Annotated in this window: 15 protein-coding genes and 1 tRNA gene; 7 read left to right on the forward strand and 9 right to left on the reverse strand. The window is 64.0% G+C overall.

Features of this window, described 5'->3' with window-relative positions:
• Positions 1-31 precede the first annotated feature (31 nt).
• The 3 genes from mksF to mksB are packed head-to-tail and all read right to left on the reverse strand — an operon-like array spanning position 32 to position 4,831.
• Positions 32-2,860, reverse strand: a complete 2,829-nt coding sequence (gene mksF, locus L6D80_RS10910; protein ID WP_054900673.1) for an Mks condensin complex protein MksF — start codon at positions 2,858-2,860, stop codon at positions 32-34.
• Complete coding sequence (gene mksE / locus L6D80_RS10915) at positions 2,857-3,564, reverse strand: Mks condensin complex protein MksE (protein ID WP_054900674.1); 708 nt, start codon at positions 3,562-3,564, stop codon at positions 2,857-2,859. Before mksE ends, mksF begins: the two co-directional genes overlap by 4 nt.
• Entirely contained in the window at positions 3,554-4,831 is a 1,278-nt protein-coding gene (gene mksB / locus L6D80_RS10920) for an Mks condensin complex protein MksB (RefSeq protein WP_176513479.1), read from the reverse strand. The genes mksE and mksB overlap by 11 nt, the downstream gene beginning before the upstream one ends.
• Positions 4,832-5,073: 242 nt before the next feature.
• Here mksB and L6D80_RS10925 point away from each other — a divergent pair, with 242 nt between their 5' ends.
• The 3 genes from L6D80_RS10925 (at position 5,074) to L6D80_RS10935 (ending at position 7,028) form a co-directional block, all read left to right on the forward strand.
• Positions 5,074-5,862 (forward strand): energy transducer TonB, encoded by a 789-nt coding sequence (locus tag L6D80_RS10925; RefSeq protein ID WP_176513481.1) that lies wholly within the window; start codon positions 5,074-5,076, stop codon positions 5,860-5,862.
• Complete coding sequence (gene rimI / locus L6D80_RS10930) at positions 5,859-6,314, forward strand: ribosomal protein S18-alanine N-acetyltransferase (protein ID WP_046616794.1); 456 nt, start codon at positions 5,859-5,861, stop codon at positions 6,312-6,314. The genes L6D80_RS10925 and rimI overlap by 4 nt, the downstream gene beginning before the upstream one ends.
• Positions 6,315-6,446: 132 nt before the next feature.
• Positions 6,447-7,028, forward strand: coding sequence for a D-Ala-D-Ala carboxypeptidase family metallohydrolase (locus L6D80_RS10935; RefSeq protein ID WP_176513483.1), 582 nt, complete (start codon positions 6,447-6,449; stop codon positions 7,026-7,028).
• On the opposite strand, the gene L6D80_RS10940 is transcribed toward L6D80_RS10935, so the two are convergent.
• The gene (locus L6D80_RS10940; RefSeq protein ID WP_054900678.1) at positions 6,968-7,882 is read right to left on the reverse strand and encodes a LysR substrate-binding domain-containing protein; all 915 of its coding nucleotides are present in this window, start codon (positions 7,880-7,882) and stop codon (positions 6,968-6,970) included. The two genes, L6D80_RS10935 and L6D80_RS10940, sit on opposite strands and share 61 nt — an antisense overlap.
• Before the next feature lie 149 nt (positions 7,883-8,031).
• On the opposite strand from L6D80_RS10940, the gene L6D80_RS10945 reads away from it, so the two are divergent.
• Positions 8,032-8,643 (forward strand): LysE family translocator, encoded by a 612-nt coding sequence (locus L6D80_RS10945; protein ID WP_176513485.1) that lies wholly within the window; start codon positions 8,032-8,034, stop codon positions 8,641-8,643.
• Between the two features lie 70 nt (positions 8,644-8,713).
• Here the strand turns inward: L6D80_RS10945 and L6D80_RS10950 are convergent.
• A tRNA-Met gene (locus L6D80_RS10950) sits at positions 8,714-8,790 on the reverse strand.
• Between the two features lie 95 nt (positions 8,791-8,885).
• Positions 8,886-9,818 carry a FecR family protein gene (locus L6D80_RS10955; RefSeq protein WP_223849208.1) on the reverse strand — a complete coding sequence of 311 codons (933 nt, stop codon included), beginning with the start codon at positions 9,816-9,818 and terminating at the stop codon, positions 8,886-8,888.
• A 178-nt stretch (positions 9,819-9,996) separates the two neighbouring features.
• Between L6D80_RS10955 and L6D80_RS10960 the strand changes: the two genes are divergently transcribed.
• The 3 genes from L6D80_RS10960 to L6D80_RS10970 all read left to right on the forward strand — a co-directional run bounded on the left by L6D80_RS10960 (position 9,997) and on the right by L6D80_RS10970 (position 12,695).
• Entirely contained in the window at positions 9,997-11,208 is a 1,212-nt protein-coding gene (locus L6D80_RS10960) for an MFS transporter (RefSeq protein ID WP_054900681.1), read from the forward strand.
• A gap of 97 nt (positions 11,209-11,305) precedes the next feature.
• The gene (locus tag L6D80_RS10965; protein WP_176513487.1) at positions 11,306-11,449 is read left to right on the forward strand and encodes a hypothetical protein; all 144 of its coding nucleotides are present in this window, start codon (positions 11,306-11,308) and stop codon (positions 11,447-11,449) included.
• 85 nt (positions 11,450-11,534) lie between these two features.
• Positions 11,535-12,695, forward strand: a complete 1,161-nt coding sequence (locus L6D80_RS10970) for an MFS transporter (protein ID WP_176513489.1) — start codon at positions 11,535-11,537, stop codon at positions 12,693-12,695.
• 63 nt (positions 12,696-12,758) lie between these two features.
• Here L6D80_RS10970 and L6D80_RS10975 read toward each other — a convergent pair whose 3' ends face one another.
• The 3 genes from L6D80_RS10975 to L6D80_RS10985 all read right to left on the reverse strand — a co-directional run bounded on the left by L6D80_RS10975 (position 12,759) and on the right by L6D80_RS10985 (position 16,786).
• Positions 12,759-15,233 carry a TonB-dependent siderophore receptor gene (locus L6D80_RS10975; RefSeq protein WP_176513491.1) on the reverse strand — a complete coding sequence of 825 codons (2,475 nt, stop codon included), beginning with the start codon at positions 15,231-15,233 and terminating at the stop codon, positions 12,759-12,761.
• Between the two features lie 94 nt (positions 15,234-15,327).
• Entirely contained in the window at positions 15,328-16,284 is a 957-nt protein-coding gene (locus L6D80_RS10980; RefSeq protein WP_176513493.1) for a FecR domain-containing protein, read from the reverse strand.
• Positions 16,271-16,786, reverse strand: coding sequence for a sigma-70 family RNA polymerase sigma factor (locus L6D80_RS10985; RefSeq protein ID WP_176513495.1), 516 nt, complete (start codon positions 16,784-16,786; stop codon positions 16,271-16,273). Before L6D80_RS10985 ends, L6D80_RS10980 begins: the two co-directional genes overlap by 14 nt.
• Positions 16,787-16,934: the final 148 nt, after the last annotated feature.

Consider the following 16,934-nt stretch of genomic DNA (forward strand, 5'->3'; position numbering starts at 1 on the left):
AGGGCCGCAAAGCGGCCCCAATACCCCACTATCAGGCCAACGCCTCGGCCTGATCCTTCACAACTGCCTTTTCTACATCCCGGCGGCTGATGTACTTCCAGTCCGCCTCGTCGATGTAGATGCCATTCGGTCCGCTACCGCCTTCCAGGTCGATCGCCACATGTGCCGATACCTGTGGCTTCACGCTCGCCAGAATCGGCACGAAGCCCAGTTGCAGGCTGGTCTCCAGCAGCGCAGCCTGGTTGCGTTCGTCGATGTCCGCCGCCTCGTCGAGGTAGTACGGCAGGCGAATGCGCCCGGCCAGGTCGCGGTCCATCAGGTGCAGCAACAGGTACATGTTGGTCAGCGCCTTGATGGTCATGGTCGTGCCGTTGGACGCGGCGCCGTCGATGTCGGCGTGGATCACCGGCTGGCTGTTGATCTTGGTGATCTCGAAGGCCAGTTCGAACAGGTCCTTCAAGCCCAGCTGGTTGTGGTTGGCCGCCACCAGCCGTGCCAGGTACTCCTTGGCCTCTTCGTTCTTGTGATCCTGCTCGGCGCTTTGTGTCAGGTCGAATACCGACAGGGTCTCGCCTTCTTCGTACTGGCCGGCGCTGTGGATGATCTGGTCGATGTGCTTGAGCGCTTCCTTGTTCGGCGCCAGCACCACGCGGAAGCTCTCCAGGTTGGAGACTTGGCGCTTGTTGATCTCGCGGTTGAACAGGGCCAACTGATGCTCGAGGCTGTCGTAGTCGCTGCGGATGTTGCGCAGGGTCCGGGCGATGTCGGTGACCGCGGCGCGGCGAGCCTTGGCCAGGGTCAGCGCTTCGTCGGTGCGGTGTGCATAGGCGTTGACCAGCAGTTGCAGGCGGCGCTCCATGTCGTCTTCGCTGTCGAACTTGGCCACGCCCTTGAGGCGTACCTGGGCGTACAGCGCTTCGATCTGGTTGTCGACGCGTTGCAGGCCCTGCCAGCTGTCCTGGTAATCGTTGAGAAGCGGCAACAGGTTGTCCATGGAGTCGTCGACCGCTTCCATGAACGGTGTGCCGAAGGGCAGGTCGGCAGGCAGCAGCTGGCGGCGGCGCAGGGCGTCTTCCAGGGTGCGCTGCTTGGCTTCCAGGTCGGCGATCTGCCGGCCGACCAGTTGCAGCTTGGCCGACAGCTGCTGGACGCGCTCGGTGAACGCATCGCTGGAGCGCTTGAGTTCATCCTGGGCGGCTTCCAGTTGCGCTAGCTGTTCCATTTTTTCCGGCTCTTCAGCCGTCAGGGTTTCGCTGCGACGATAGTCTTCCAGGGCCTTTTGCGCATCCAGTACCTGTTGGTACAGCGCTTCGGTCTGGGCCTTGGAGGCTGTGCGGTCGGCGGCCACCGACTGCTGGGTCCTGAGCTGTTTGAGCTCGCGCTCCAGGCGGTCCTTCTGGTCGCGCAGGGCGGCGCGGTCGGCCAGGGCCTGCAGCGCTGGCGGATCGATGTGCGAAATGTCGATGGAGATGCCCGGCGCCTCGAAGCGCTCGCCCTTGAAACCATCGAGCACGGCTTCCAGCGACTTCACCCACAGGTCGCTGTCGTCCAGCTCGATGCCGCGCTCGCCCAGCGGCAGGCTGAACAGCGCGCCATTGAACAGGCGCATCAGGCGGTCGACATCCTGTTGCGAGAACTCTTCACGCAGGCGGGCGTAGCTGTTGTTGTCGGCATGGTCGAGCTGCTGCTTGACCTGCTTCAGGCGTTTTTCCAAGTCACGTACGCGCTCGTCCAGGTCTTCAGCGCTGAACTGGCGCGACTGGGCCAGGGCGCCGGCCAGTTCGTCGTGGGCGTCCTTGGCGGCCAGCAGTTGCTGCTCCAGCACCTTGACGTCATCGACCAGGGCAAAGCGGTGCTTGAGCACCGACAGCTCGCCGAGCCAGCGCTGGATGCCGGTGATCTCGCGCTCCAGGCGCATGAGCTCCTGGGTGCCGCCACGCTGGTCGTTCTGCAGGCGGTCTTGCTCGCCACGGTAGTGCTCGGCCTGGATCACCAGCTCTTCCTTGCGCGCCATGGCGTATTCCTGCCAGGTACCCAGCAGGTTGTCGAGCAGGGGCGAAAGGCGGTGCAGTTTGCCGCGCAGGATGTCGCGCTGGGCCACGCCACCGGCCAGGGCCTCGACCAGCGGGCCGGCGGCAACCAGGGCGTTGTAGTCCTGCTCCATGCGGCGCACATCGCGGAAGGCTTCTTCGCAGGCGGCGATGTAGTCGACGCTGCCCGAGCGCAGGCTGTGCTCGAAGGCGTCGAGGAACAGCTGCTTGAGCTTGGCGGCGGTGATTTCGCGCATGTGCAGCAGGTTGATGAACAGCGCGCGGAAGGTCTTGAGGCTTTGCTCGCTGGTCGAGCGCAGCGGGATCAGGGTCAGGTCCAGTGGTACCGACGTGTGACCGCCCACCAGCAGCCTGCGCAGTTCGTCCGGCTTCAGTTCATAGGCTTTCAGGCCCAGGCGCTCGAGGTTGGTGAACAGTTCCTTCTGGCGCAGGCAGGTGTCGTTCTTCTGGTAGTGGGCCAGGTCCAGCTCGCCTTTGTAAGCGAAGAACTGGTGGCCGAAACCGCCGCCCGGGCCGCGGCCGACCACGCCGATCACATGCGGGCCATGGGGCAGGTTCAGTTCGCAGAGGATGTACGAGGTGTCACTGGCGAAGTAGAAGCGCCGCGACTGCTCCAGGCTGTACTTGCCGAAGCTCATGTCGGACATGCGCGCCAGGATCGGGAACTGCAGGGCGTTGATCGAGGCGGATTTGCCCAGGTTGTTGGCGCCGTAGACCGACAGTGGGTGCTCCAGCGGGAACAGGCCAAGGCTGTAGCCGGCGGTGTTGAGCAATGCGAAGCGGCGGATGCCGTAGCGTTCCTGGCTCATGCGTCAATCTCCTGTTGCTCTTCGCGGATGGCCCGGGCCAGGGCCTGCTCTTCGCTTTCCTCGCCCTCGAACGGGGTGAGGTCGAGCGGGTCCTCGGTGCGTGCCAGCTCTTCGGGGCTTTCTTCCTCGACCAACACCGGGGTCGGCAGGGGCAAGTCGCTGTGCAGGCTGGCGGCCAGGTCGCGGTCCTGCTGCACCGACAGGCACACATCGAGGAAACGGTGCATCGGCGGCAGGAAGCGGTAGATGCCGCCTTCTTCATGGGCGAAGCCAAGCTGGGTCATGCGGCGCATGATCTTTTCTTCCAGCTCGTCGACGGTCTGTACCTCGGCCTGCAGGAACAGGTCGCGGTACTTGTCCAGCAGCGAGGGCAGTTCGTCACGGCCGATGCTGCCGCCGTCGAGCACGGCCATGGGGTCGCGGCCCTGGTCGGCGAGGTGCTCGACCAGGATGAAGGTGAACAGCGACAGGCGCTGGGCGGTCTTGTTGACCTGCGCGGCAGCCTGATCGGGGACGAAGTAGTAGAAGCCCCGGGTGTCGCAAACCAGCTCGAAGCCCAGGGCCTTGAACAGGGTGCGGTATTGGTCCTGGAAGTTCGACAGCTGGGCGTACAGCTCCGGGTCGCGGCGGCTGACGTGGAAACCCTTGAACAGCTCACGGAAGATCGGCGCGAGCTGGGACAGTTCGGAAAGATCAAGATGCATTGGCTGGGCTCGCGTTGGTTTCAGGTTGCGCTTCGCGGCTGGATGTCAGGGCGAACGAACGCAGGCTGACCAGGTGTTCGTGGGTGATGTACTCGCGGCGTTCGAGGCGCTCGCGCTTGAAGCGCTTCTCCCGCGAGAGGCGCGAGAACCAGTACAGCAGTTCGTCGGTAGCGCCTTCGGGCTCCTGGTCCAGTAGCCAGACCATCAGGTCGGGCAAGGGCAGGGCGTCTTCGCAGCGTTCGAGCATTTCCTTGACGGTGCGCGGCGCGCGCGGCAGCGGGCCTTTGTCGGTCTTGTGCGCCTTGGGGAACCTGGCCGGTTTCGGCTCGAAGCGGGCCAGGGCATAGACGTAGGCCTCGACCTGGCTGGCGCTGCCAAGAAAGGTGCTTTGCGGGCGGGTGAACAACGGCATGGCCGCCTGCGGCACGGCGTCGATGCCTTTGCGCCGGATCACCGACAGGGCCAGGGCGGCGCCACGGGTCACGGCATTGTGGCGGCGGGCTTCTTCACGCAGTGGCAGCAGCAGTTCGCGGGCGTGGCGCAGGGTCAACTGGGCACTGGTCTGCATTTCGAGAATGCGGGCGTGGGTGCGCAGCAGCATGTCGTCGTCGACCAGGTGGCCCAGGCGCGCCTGCTCGCCTAGCAGTTTCAGCAGCACGGTTTCGACCTTGCGCACGCCCTGTTCAAAGGCGCCGTCGGCATTGACCAGCTGGATCATCGGCTCGACGTATTCGTCCCAGGTCGCCAGGACTTCGGCATAGCGCTGGCGCAGCGGGATCTGGCGGTTGCTGGTCTTGGCCCGTTCAGCCACGGCCACCAGGGCCTGTTCGTCGTTGTCGAGCTTCTTCAGCACGTCGCGCACGCGCATGTCGAGCAGGCGCAGCTGGCGTGCCAGGTCGTCGCTGTCGCGGTTGTCGAAGGCATCCTGGATATGCCCGGCAAGGCGCTCGAGGTGGCGCAGGTAGGCCTCGATCTCCAGGCACAGGCCCAGGCGGTGCTCGCGGCGCAGGTAGGCGAGGAAGTCGTGGATCTGGGCATTGAGCTCGAAGCGGTTCGGGCTCTTGGCCACCGGTACCAGGATATCCAGGCGGATCCACACGTCGAGCAGCTGGGTGATGTCCTGCGGCGTGCTTTCCACCTGCTGGCGGCCCAGTTGCTGGCGCAGCTCGACCAGGCTCAGGGTGCCTTGGTCGAAACGCTCGCACAGCGGCTCGATCAGGGCCCAGTGTTCGGCTAGGGCGCGCAGGACGCGCTTGGGTTCGATCATTGGCGTCTACTCGTTGCCAAGTAAAAGGGGGCGATTGTACTGCATCCCGGGGGGAGGATTTCACCCCTTGGTCTGTAATGAGCGTTCGCCCTGGTTCTTGATAGGGGTTTTCCCTGGCCCCATCGCAGACTTGCCGGCGATGAGGCCGGTACAGCCAGCAATTTTCTGCCGACCAGTTGCGGCGCTCGTTGGCCAACAGCGTTAGAATGCCCGATTGATTCAACCTCCCGGATACCCGTGCCTTGCTGACCGAGCCCCGCCGACGCGCCTACCTTTCCGCCATGCAAGTGGTGCATTGGCTGCCGCGCGCCGAACTGCCGTTTGCCGCACCGTCGCGCCCCGAGCTGCTGATGCCGCAGGCTCCGGTTGAGGAAGCCGAGTTCGAGACCCGGCCCAGTGCCCCGGCTGCCAATGAGGCGCCGGCCGCCCCCCAGGCCCGCTCCGTCGAACGCCCGAAGATCGAAATCCCGCGCCCAGGCAGCCTACCCAAGCCCGTTGCCAAGCCGGTCGAGGCGCAAGCGGAGGCGCCGGCGCCGCGCCCGGCCCCGGTCACGCCCCCTCGGTTTGCGCTGCAACTGCTGCGCGCTGGCAGTTGCCTGCTGCTGGTCGAGCTGGCCACCGGCCAACCGTTCCAGAGCCGCGATCCGTCCTACCTGCTACTTAAGGACATGCTGCGCGCCGCCGGCCTGCCCGACGCCCCGCAGATCATCGGCGAGCCGGTGCGCTGGCCGCTGCTGGTGCGCGGCAACATGGACCAGGGCCCGGACGCTGCACGTGATTTTGTCCAGGGCTTCATCCAGGCGCGCCTTGAAGAAGCCGCCTGCACCTGCCTGTGGCTGGTCGGCCTGCCGGCGCTGCGCTTTGCCGCCAATGCCGACGACACAGCCTATTACCGCGTACTGAAGCTCGACGGCCTGGGCGATGCCTGGGCCTTGCCGGGCCTTGAACTGTTGATGGACGAGCCGCAGCGCAAGGCGGACGTCTGGCAAGCGATGCGCCAGCTGATGGCGCGCTGGAAGAGCGTTGAATGAGTGACTCGATCAGTTTCCGCCCGATGACCGAGGCGGATCTGGATGCCGTGCTTAAGATCGAATATGCCGCGTTCAGCCATCCCTGGACCCGCGGGATTTTCCAGGATGCGCTCAAATCCTACGAAGTGTGGTTGATGTTCGATGGCCAGCAGCAGGTGGGCCATGGCGTGATCAATGTGATCATCGACGAGGCGCACCTGCTCAACATTACCGTCAAGCCCGAGAACCAGGGGCGCGGTCTGGGCTTGCGGCTGCTTGAGCACCTGATGGCGCGGGCGTATCAGCTCAATGGGCGGGAGTGCTTCCTGGAAGTGCGGGCAAGCAACCAGTCGGCCTATCGTTTGTACGAGCGGTATGGGTTCAACGAGATCGGTCGCCGGCGGGATTACTACCCGGTGGCTGGCGGGCGGGAAGATGCCTTGGTAATGGCCTGCACCTTGCTCGAAGACTGATATCGCGTTGTCTGTGCCGGCGCCTTTCGCGGATAAACCCGCGCCTCCAGGCACTGCGCTTCACCCGCATGCTTAACTCCTTGTCAGCAGAACCGCCGGGGTGGGCGTGCGTACTGGAGTGGGGGAGCGGGAATGGCAAGTGCAAAGGGCTGGTTAATGGCGGGCGCATTGATGGCTGGGGTGACGCACGCCGATGAGCGCGATCTGTGGATGTTCGCCCAATGGGCTGGGGATCATCAGACTCGGCCGTTTCGCGAAATGCTCGTCGATGCCCGCCTCTATGGCGTAGTGCCGATTCATCAGTTGCTGCGCTCGGCTTCGGACTGGCGGCTGTGCAAGGCGTCTCCGTTCGCCGTTCCCCCCTCTGCCAACTGGCCTGCCGTGCGTTCCACGCTGGCACTGATCAGGACGCTGGATGATCAAGGCATCCTGCGCCAGTTCGAAGTGGTTTCGGCCTACCGTGACCCGAGCCTGAACCGATGTGCGGGCGGGGCGGTGGGCAGCGCCCATACCCGTGCCTTCGCCGTGGATATTTTGTTACCCGCTTGGGCCGACCCCAATCCGTTGTGCCACTTCTGGCAGCAGCACGGCCTGGCCTGGAGCATGGGGTTGGGGCGTTACCCTTCCGGCCGCATCCATGTCGACACCGCGGGCTATCGCACTTGGGGCGGGGATGGCAGTGCTGCTTCGTCGTTCTGCAGCAAGCTTAAGTGAGCAAGGCAGGCCTGGCTTTCACCGATCACCCATTCGGCAAAGCGCTGGCGCTTGCCACCTTCATCCAGCGGCTGCGGGCTCAGCAAGTGATAGGCAGAGCCGTCGCGCAGGAAGCCGAACGGCGCCTGCAGCTGCCCGCTGTCGATTTCGTCGCGCACCATGAGCGCCGAGGCGATGGCCAGGCCGAGGCCCGCGCTGGCTGCCTGCAGCGACAGGTAGAAGTGTTCATAGTCGCTGCGTTGGCTGTGGCGCGCCTGCCGGTTGCTCAGGTGCAACCATGAACGCCAGGCACTGGGCCGGGTACTGCTGTGCAGCAGGCGCTGGCCATCGAGCGTGGTGGCGCCATCACGGTTGACCGGGCCAATCCATTCGTCGCAGATCTTCAGGCTGTGCAGTGCGGGCGGCCAGTGGAAGTCGTCGCGGCGCAGGGCCAGGTCCACGCCGCTGCGGGCGAAGTCCACGGGGCCGCCGGCGGCCACCAGGTGCAGTTGCAGGTCTGGGTGGGCGGCATGAAAGCGCGGCAGGCGCGGTATCAGCCAGCGCATGGCGATGGTCGGTTCGCAGGAGAGCACCAGCACGTTGTCCCGGTCCTGCTGTTGCAAGCGCTGCACGGCGCCTTCGAGTTGTTCGAAGATGGCCTGGGTGGTGCCATGCAGGGCGCGACCGGCCGGGGTGAGGAAGATCGCCCGGTTGCGTCGCTCGAACAGCTCGATGCCCAAGTGTTCTTCGAGCTGGCGTACCTGACGGCTGACTGCACCGTGGGTGACATGCAGCCGTTCGGCGGCGCGCACGAAGCTTTCGGTTTCGGCGGCGATGTTGAAGTAGTGGAAGGCGGTGAGTGGTGGCAGTTTCATGGGTTCGATGTGTCTCGATGCCGGCGGGTAGCAAATCTCTGTGAGAAAAACTAGCGGATTTCATTCACTATAAATCGATTTTTCCCATGATGAGCGGCCTCGATAATACGTGCATCTGTGCGTTTGCATCGCCTATCGAGGATCTCTGCGTGATTGAACTGCTTGCCGTTGCCCTGTTCACCCTCCTGGCCGTCATCAGCCCCGGCGCCGATTTCGCCATGGTCACCCGCAGCAGTTATGCACAGGGCCGCAAGGCGGGACTGGCGGCAGCAGTGGGTATCGCAATGGGCGTGCAGGTCCATGTGCTGTACGCGGTGCTGGGCATTGCCGTGATCATTAGCCAGAACCCGACGCTGTTCCTGGCCATGAAAATGCTCGGTGCGGGGTACCTGGTCTATCTGGGCTACCAGTCGTTGACCAACACAACGCGCATCACCCTGGACGAGGGCGTATCAGGTGCGGGGCTGCTGGCTGCACTGCGCACGGGCTTTCTAACCAATGCCCTCAACCCCAAGACCATGCTTTTCGTGGTCAGCGCTTACACTCAGGTAGTCCAGCCCGGCAGCTCCCTGACGCTGAACTTCGCCTATGGCGCGTTCATGTCGTTGGCGCATTGGGCGTGGTTCAGCCTGGTGGCGGTATTCTTTTCCAGTGCAGCGTTGCGCCGGGCGATGATCGAGCGGCAACGCACCGTGGATCGCGTGTTGGGTGTGGTGCTGATTGGGCTCGGTCTGGCGCTGGCGGTGAGCGGCATACGCTGAGAGGAAGGGGTAGAACTTTTTCTGCGGGCAAAAGAAAAGGGCCTACCTTGCGGTAAGCCCTTTTCAAGTTTGGTGGCTACACAGGGACTTGAACCCCGGACCCCAGCATTATGAATGCTATGCTCTAACCAACTGAGCTATGTAGCCGATGGCGCGCATTATTCTCTTGTGATGCCCCTGTGTCAACACTCATTTCAAAAAAAATTTACACGCTTTCAAAAACTTAGCGACCGACCCCGGTTCTAGCGCACGATCAGCCACTGCCCGAGTACGCCAAATAGCTGCAATTGCTGTTCGGCAGCAAGTGAGTCGAGGGTTTCACCCGCGCGGTCGAGGTTGAAGTCGCCCGTCACGCGTCGATAGGCGGCCTTTTCATCCATCCACCACACCCGCCGGCCCTGGAAGCCCGCCAGGCGCTCGATGACTTGCCCCAGAGGCATGTCGGTAGCGACCAGGTGCCCTGTGCGCCAGGTAGCGGCCGTCTTGGCATCGATTTCTTTTACCGGATTGATCCGCGCCTGCGTGAAGGTGACCCGTTCGCCTGCCGACACCATGCGTTGGTCGCTACCCTGCAGGATCATGGCTTTGCCATTAAGCACCACCAACTCGTCATGGTCGCCATGGCGCGCCAGCATGAGGCGGGTGCCGAACACCTGAATGCGGGCCTCGTCCACCTGCACCTCCATGGCGCGGCCGTCGAGCATCACCTCCAGGTAGACCTGCCCCTGCACCAGATGCAGCAGCCGGGTGCGCCCGCGCAGGTCGACGTTCATCGCACTCGCGCCATCCAGGTGCAGGGTCGAGCCGTCGGCCAGGCGCACGCTGCGCCGTTCGCCTGCATCGGTGTGCAATTCGCTGCCCAGGCGTTGCATCAACGGCCAGAACAGGTAGGCCAGCGCAGCCAGTACCAGCAGAAACAACAAGGCCAGCGCTTTGCCGAGGTGGCTGCGCCGTGCTCGGATCTGGCGCGGGCGAGGGCGCGCTGCCGGCGGTTGGAGTTTTTGCCAACAGGCTTCGAGCTCGGCGTAGGCATGCGCGTTGAGAGGGGCCTGGCACCAGCGGGCGAAGGCCTGGCGTTCGCGCTCATCGCAGCCAGGCTGGCGAAGGCGGGAGAACCATTCCAAGGCTTCCTGCTGAGGATCGGCCTGAATCTGCGTGGCGGGCATCGGGCTCATGGGGATGTACTCGCGAGAGGGCGGTTTCGCCTAACGATTACGGGGCAATGGGTGCGAAGATGCTAAATATATTGAGAACCATTTACAAGTACGTACTGACGGAGGGATAAAAAGGTAGCTATGTATCCATTTGTTTCCTGATAATCGGTGCCCAACCCAGCGGACGGAATCCAAACCCATGGCCACCAGCAGCACCTCCACCGCCAGCACCGGGTCGGCGAGCCAAGCCAACCCGTTGGTGATGCGTATCATCGCCTTCTGCGCCCTGGCGCATCTGATCAATGACCTTATCCAGTCGGTGCTGCCGGCGATCTATCCGATGCTCAAGGCCAACTATGACCTGAGCTTCGCCCAGATCGGCCTGATCACGCTGACGTTCCAGGTCACCGCATCGCTGCTGCAGCCCTGGGTCGGTTTCTTCACCGACCGCCGCCCTGCGCCGAACCTGCTTCCGCTGGGCACGTTGTGCACGCTGGTGGGCATCGTCATGCTGGCCTTCGTCGGCAGCTTCCCGATGATTTTGCTGGCCTCGGCGCTGGTGGGCATCGGCTCATCGACCTTCCACCCGGAAACCTCACGCATTGCGCGCCTGGCTTCGGGCGGGCGGTTTGGCCTGGCACAGTCGACCTTCCAGGTCGGCGGCAACGCCGGTTCCGCCTTTGGCCCCCTGCTGGCGGCCGCCATCGTCATTCCCTTTGGCCAGACCCACGTGGCCTGGTTCGGCGTGGCGGGGCTGTTCTTCTTCGCCGTGACGTTGATGCTGCGCCGCTGGTACAAGGAGCACCTCAACCAGGCCAAGGCGCGCAAGGCGGTACAAGCCACCCATGGCATTTCGCGTCAGCGAGTGATAGCTGCGTTGATCGTGCTGGGCCTGCTGGTGTTCTCCAAGTACTTCTACATGGCCAGTTTCACCAGTTATTTCACCTTCTACCTGATCGAGAAGTTCGGCCTGTCAGTGGCCAGCTCGCAATTGCACCTGTTCCTGTTCCTCGGTGCGGTGGCCGCAGGCACGTTCTTCGGTGGCCCGATCGGTGACCGTATCGGGCGCAAGGCGGTGATCTGGTTCTCGATCCTAGGTGTGGCGCCGTTCACCCTGGTGCTGCCGTACGCCGACCTGTTCTGGACCACAGTCCTGAGCGTGGTGATCGGCTTCATCCTGGCGTCGGCGTTTTCGGCGATCGTGGTGTATGCCCAGGAGCTGGTGCCGGGGAGCGTGGGCATGATTGCCGGGATCTTCTTCGGCCTGATGTTCGGCTTTGGCGGGATTGGCGCGGCGCTGCTGGGGTACCTGGCGGACTTGCGCGGTATCGAGTACGTGTACGGTCTGTGCTCGTTCCTGCCATTGTTCGGGTTGTTGGCGGTGTTTCTGCCCAATACCGGTAAGCGCTGAGCCGGTCGGGGCCGTGCCGCGGCCCCGGCAATTGACGACACACCGGGCATGGCCTAGAGTGCCGCCTCGTTCCCCCACCTGCGTAGTAGCCAAAGCAATGCGCCGTACACAGTCCCTCCCACATGCTCGCCAGCCTGCCCTCCAGGCCATGCGTCGCGCGTGGCCGAGCGATACGGTGCTCAAGCGTCGCCGCAGCGTGCTGTTTGCCTTCACCTTCTCGCCACACCGCATCCTGAACTGACCTGCGCCTCTGCGTCGTCCGCCGTCCCGGCGTGCGCGTGGGCGCCTGTATCTATGCGTCTTTTCAGTTTTGCTGGGAGTGGTACATGAACATGCGTTTGCTGGCGGGCCTTCTGTTCGCCGTGTCGGTCGTTGGCTTCAGCTTGGGGGCCAGCCTGCCGCTGGTATCGTTGCGCCTGCATGAGGCCGGGGCGGGTACCCTGGAAATCGGCATCATCTCGGCCATCCCTGCGGCGGGCATGATGCTCTCGGCGTTCATGGTCGACGCCTGCTGCCGGCTGCTGACCCGACGCACCATCTACCTGCTGTGCTTCAGCCTGTGTACCGTCAGCATCGCCTTGCTGGAGTCGGCGTTCAGCTCGATCTGGCTACTGGCCGTGTTGCGCCTTGGCTTGGGGATCGGCATGGGGATCGCGATCATCCTCGGCGAATCGTGGGTCAACGAACTGTGCCCGGACCATAACCGCGGCAAGATCATGGCCCTGTATGCCACCAGCTTCACCGGTTTCCAGGTGCTTGGGCCCGCGATGCTCGCGGTGTTTGGCGCCAACAGCCCGTGGATTACCGGCGTGGTCACGCTCTGTTATGGCCTGGCCCTGCTGTGCATTTTGTTCACGGTGCCCAACGACCGTGTGGCCCATGGCGATGAAGGCGAGAAAAGTTTCGGCCTGGCAGGCTTCTTCCGCGTAGCGCCGGCCCTGTGCGTGGCCGTGCTGTTCTTCTCGTTCTTCGACGCTGTGGTGCTGTCGCTGTTGCCGGTGTATGCCACCAGCCACGGCTTTGCCGTAGGCGTGGCGGCGCTGATGGTGACCGTGGTGTTTGCCGGTGACATGGTGTTCCAACTGCCCCTGGGCTGGTTGGCCGACCGGGTCGAGCGCACCGGGCTGCACCTGATGTGTGGGCTGGTGGCGATGGCGATCGGTATCGCCTTGCCGTGGCTGCTGCAGATGACCTGGCTGCTGTGGCCTCTACTGGTGGTGCTGGGCGCGGTGGCAGGGGGTATCTACACCCTGGCGCTGGTGCTGATCGGGCAACGGTTCAAGGGCCAGGACCTGGTGACCGCCAATGCCAGCGTCGGCTTGCTGTGGGGTGTGGGCAGTTTGGTCGGGCCGCTGGTCAGCGGTGCGGCGATGGATGTGGCGCCGCACGGCTTGCCGATGGCGCTGGCGATCATGGCTGGGCTGTTCGTGTGCTTTGCGCGGCAGTCGTATCGGCGGGCGGGGAAGCTGCGGGCATTGGCGGACTGAAGACGCTTGTTGCCACTGCCGGCGCTTTCGCCGGCAGTGGGTTCACCCGCGATGAAGCCTGGATCAGAAACTACCGCGCAAGGTTACCGACACATTGCGCGGGTCACCCCAGTAATACCCGGTCGGCGTTGGCGCCACCTGGCGGTAGTACTTCTTGTCGAAGATGTTGTTGGCATTGAGCTGCAACGAGTAGTGCTCGTTGAACCGATAGTTGACCATGGCGTTGTACACCGCATATCCCGCCTGTGATGCCTCGGCGCTGCCGCTGCGGTTGTAGATATCGCTCTGCGCCTGCACGCCGCCGCCGAGGGTCCAGGCTTCCAGTTCCCCGGGCAGGCGATAGCTGGTGAACAGGCGCAGCATGCGCTTGGGGTCGGTGGTGCGGATGGCATTGCCGGTATTGGTGTTGGTGTCCTTGAGGTACTCGGTGGTGTTGTAGGTATAGCCACCGGTCACGTTCCAGCCCGGCAGTACTTCGCCGGAAATCTCCAGTTCGAAACCCTGGCTGCGGTTCTTGCCGGCCGCGACCTTGCAGTAGCCCGAGGTGTAGTTGGGCAGGCAGGGGTTGGGGCCGCTCACGTCATCCAGCGGGTTGCCCACCTGGTAGATGCGAAAGAACGCTAGCGAGGCGTTCAGCCGCCCCTCGTAGAACTCACCCTTGATACCCGTCTCGTAGGCCTCGCCGGTGACGGGCTCAAGCACCGAGCCGCTGACGTCGGTAGCGGTTTGCGGGTTGAAGATTTCGGTGTAGCTGGCGTAGGTGCTGAAGGTGTCGTTGAGGTCGTAGATCAGCGCCGCGTAGGGCACGATCTTGTTGTCGACGCTGAACGTGCCGTTGGACCGGGTGTTGTTTTCTTGTTCGTAGTCATACCAGTTGGCCCGGGCGCCGATGATCGCGGTGAGCGGGTCGGCCAGGGAAATGCGCCAAGTGGCGTAGGCACCTTCTTGGGTCGTGCGCGTACGCACCGGGTGGGCGGTGATGTCGATGTGCGGTTCGGGCAGGCTGCTCTTTGGGTTCCATTCGCGGATGTCGAACACCCCGGAGTTCACGAAGTTGGTGGCCGAAGCGTAAGAGTCGTTACGGATGCGCTCGACGCCGAGCATCAGTTCGTGGGTGCGGCCCAGCAGGTCGAACGGCCCGTTCAAGGTAGCGCTCAGGTTGTTCTGCAGGCTTTCGCCACCATCGCCCTCGGTGACCTGGTAGTTCATCAGGTAAGGGTTGTTGGTCGGGTTGGCGGCGCCGGTGGCGCGGCTGAAGTAGGTCTGCTTGAAACCGTTGTCATCGAGCTTGAAATGCGTGCGCTGGGCCATCAGCTTGAGCTTCCAGTCGTTGTCGAAGCGGTGCTCCAGCTCGGCGAAGGTCTGCAGGTTGCTGCGGTCCCAACGGTTCCAGTCGGCGCCCAGGTACGTGCTGCGGCCCAGTGGCAGGGGCGAACCATCATAGTCGGCGGGTAGGTTGCCCCAGGCGCCGGTGGCATCGAGTTTGGTCCATTCCAGGCCGGTGGTCAGGGTGGTGCTGTCATTCAGGTCGAAGGCCAGCACGCCGTAGAACACTTCCTTGCGTTCCATGCGCGAGTCCTGAAAGTGGTCCTTGTCATCGTGCACCGCAATCACGCGGCCACGCACATTGCCGGTCTCTGTCAGCGGGCCGGAGATATCGGCGACATAGCGCTGGGCGTCCCAGGAGCCGAGGGTAACGCTGCCTTCGCCCTGGAATTCGTACGTCGGCCGCTTGCGCACCAGGTTGACGGTGCCGGACGGGTTGCCCGCGCCACGGATCATGCCGGTGGCGCCGCGCAGGATTTCGGCGCGGTCGATGATCGCCGAATCGCTCTGGATGAACGAGCCACCCCCGCTGCTTTGCACCACGGTGGCGCCGTCGTACTGGATGGCATCGATCGCGTAGCCGCGCGAGTAGTACTGCACGCGCTCACTGTCAGTGAGGTTGACCACCACGCCAGGGGTCTGTTCGAGCAGGCTGGTGAGGTTGGTGATGTTCTGGTCGTCGATGCGCTGGCGGGTGACCACCGTCACTGACTGCGGGGTATGGCGGATGCTCTGTGCGGTCTTGCCGATGGTGACCGCGCCAGTGGTGTAAGAGCCGGTGTTCTCGGTGGTTTCGCCCAGGCGGTTGCTGGAGATGCTGGTGGCTCCCAGCTCCAGCGCACCGCCGGCGTCTACCGCAGGGATCAACAGAAAGCTGTTGTCGCCCTCCTGTTGCACCTGCACAGCGCTGCCCTGGAGCAGGATGGACAGCGCCTGGGCACTGTCGTGGCGGCCCTGCACGCCCCGGGTGGTCTTGCCTTGCAGGCTGTTCGCATCGAACGACAGGTTCAGGCCGCCTTGCCTGGCCAGCTGGTCCAGCGCGGTGGCCAAGGGGCCGGGTGCAATGTTCCAGTCGATTTGCTGATGCTGGCTGGCAGGTGCGGCCATGGCCTGCGCGGGCAGTGCGCAGGCGCTGCCCAGGCCAAGGCCGAACACGGCGGCGCGCACGGCATGGCGCAGCCTGTCATTGCGGGGGGAACACGGGTGAATCATGGACCGCTCCTGAAGGTTTCGTAGACCACTTTTCGGGCTTTGTTCCTTCAGGCCGGACGAGAATGAGATTCCACCTCATTCTTTTTTGATATTTTTAGGCCGCGCCGATGCTGACCCAATAGCGCGTGCGGTAGTCGATGCGCACCGGCAGGCTGCGCGCAAGCAACTGCAGGATCTGCCCGGTGTCACCCAGTTGATAGGTGCCGGAGACTTTCAGCCCGGCCACTTCAGGGGCGCAGCGCAGCAGGCCCGGGCGATAGCGCGACAGTTCGGCGGCGAATTCACCCAGGGGCATCTGTTGCACGCTGAGCACCCCGTCGGTCCAACCCCAGGGGTCGCCATGCACGCTGGCCTGTTGATAGGAGCCGTTGGCCGATACCTGCAGTATCTCGCCGGGGCCTACCAGGCGGGGCGAAGCCGAGGCGGGGAACAGCGTGACTTCGCCGCGGCGCACGGCCAGCAGCAAACCTTGATCATTCTCACGCAGCAGCAGTTGGCCGTCAGTGGTGCCGAGGGCGCCGACCCGCGTGGTGATACGGAACAGCCGGTTGTCGTCAGCGTTTACGTCCAGGCTTACTTCACCCCGCAGCAGGGCCAGTTCGCGTTGATCGGCGCTGTAGCGCAGGTCGATGGCGCTGGCTGTATTGAGCTGAAGCCGGCTGCCATCGCTGCCCTGCAACTGGCGGCGCTCGCCAGTGGCGGTGCTGCTATCGGCCATCAGGCCCGACAACCCCAAGGGCTCACGCGCGGCCCAGCCGAGGCTGCCACCGGCCGCCAGTACCGCCAGCAGCTTGAGGTGGTCACGCCGGTTCATACGCTGGCGCTGGCTGCCTTCCAGGGTACGCTGGCTCAGCCCGCTGGGCAGCCCGGCCAACTCGTCACTTAAGCTGCTGACGCGCTGCCAGGCCTGCGCATTATGCGGGTGGCGGCCCAGCCATTGCTGGAACTGCTGCTCGGTAGCCGGGCTTGGGGTATCGAAGCGCAGCTTTACCAGCCATTCGATGGCCTGGTCGACCTGGGCCTGCGCTGGCGCGCGATCAGGGCTCGGCATAGCGCAACCGGTAGCAGACGCCCAGGGCCTTGGCCAGGTCGCGTTCGATGGTGGCCCGCGACACCTCGAGGCGCAGGGCAATTTGCGGGATGCTCAGGCCATCGAGCTGAGCCAGCAGAAAGGCCTGGCGCACCCTCGGCTTGAGCTGCAGCAACGCACGGTCGAGGCGTTCGAGGGTATCGAGAATGACCAGCCGATGTTCTTCACTGGGTACTTCGCCTTCGGGCAGGTGGGCCAGGCTTTCCTGATAGGCTCGCTCCAGTGCGCGGCGGCGGAACTGGTCGATCATCAGCCCCCGGGCAATGCTGCTGAGGTACGCGCGTGGCTCCTTGAGCGGCGAAACCTGGCGTGCGCGCAGCAGGCGCACGAAGGTGTCTTGCGCCAGGTCCGCGGCATGCTCCTGGCAGCCGACCCGGCTGCGCAGCCAGCCACGAAGCCAGGCGTGGTGGGCCTGATAAAGCAGGGCGACCTCGGCCGGCTTGAGCGTGTCGTTGATCTGCATCGTTGCGAAGGCCTGGTCCCTTGGATAGAACATATACGACTGTGAATGGTTCTCAATTCTATGCGCGGATGATGGCTCTGAGCAACGGTAAGCCCGGAATTAGCCGCGCAAGATCCGGCGTTTCGCAGGCATGCGGGTGGGTTAAGCT

This window comes from Pseudomonas ceruminis, assembly GCF_021602025.1.
In the GTDB taxonomy this organism is placed as follows: Bacteria; Pseudomonadota; Gammaproteobacteria; order Pseudomonadales; family Pseudomonadaceae; genus Aquipseudomonas; species Aquipseudomonas ceruminis.

Bases quoted from the DNA above. Each gene is read 5' to 3' on its own strand.
- mksF (WP_054900673.1), bottom strand. From the start codon at position 2,860: ATGAGCCAGGAACGCTACGGCATCCGCCGCTTCGCATTGCTCAACACC.
- rimI (WP_046616794.1), top strand. From the start codon at position 5,859: ATGAGTGACTCGATCAGTTTCCGCCCGATGACCGAGGCGGATCTGGAT.
- L6D80_RS10940 (WP_054900678.1), bottom strand. From the start codon at position 7,882: ATGAAACTGCCACCACTCACCGCCTTCCACTACTTCAACATCGCCGCC.
- L6D80_RS10970 (WP_176513489.1), top strand. From the start codon at position 11,535: ATGAACATGCGTTTGCTGGCGGGCCTTCTGTTCGCCGTGTCGGTCGTT.
- L6D80_RS10980 (WP_176513493.1), bottom strand. From the start codon at position 16,284: ATGCCGAGCCCTGATCGCGCGCCAGCGCAGGCCCAGGTCGACCAGGCC.
- L6D80_RS10960 (WP_054900681.1), top strand. From the start codon at position 9,997: ATGGCCACCAGCAGCACCTCCACCGCCAGCACCGGGTCGGCGAGCCAA.
- L6D80_RS10965 (WP_176513487.1), top strand. From the start codon at position 11,306: ATGCGCCGTACACAGTCCCTCCCACATGCTCGCCAGCCTGCCCTCCAG.
- L6D80_RS10975 (WP_176513491.1), bottom strand. From the start codon at position 15,233: ATGATTCACCCGTGTTCCCCCCGCAATGACAGGCTGCGCCATGCCGTG.
- L6D80_RS10985 (WP_176513495.1), bottom strand. From the start codon at position 16,786: ATGCAGATCAACGACACGCTCAAGCCGGCCGAGGTCGCCCTGCTTTAT.
- L6D80_RS10955 (WP_223849208.1), bottom strand. From the start codon at position 9,818: ATGAGCCCGATGCCCGCCACGCAGATTCAGGCCGATCCTCAGCAGGAA.
- mksB (WP_176513479.1), bottom strand. From the start codon at position 4,831: ATGATCGAACCCAAGCGCGTCCTGCGCGCCCTAGCCGAACACTGGGCC.
- mksE (WP_054900674.1), bottom strand. From the start codon at position 3,564: ATGCATCTTGATCTTTCCGAACTGTCCCAGCTCGCGCCGATCTTCCGT.
- L6D80_RS10935 (WP_176513483.1), top strand. From the start codon at position 6,447: ATGGCAAGTGCAAAGGGCTGGTTAATGGCGGGCGCATTGATGGCTGGG.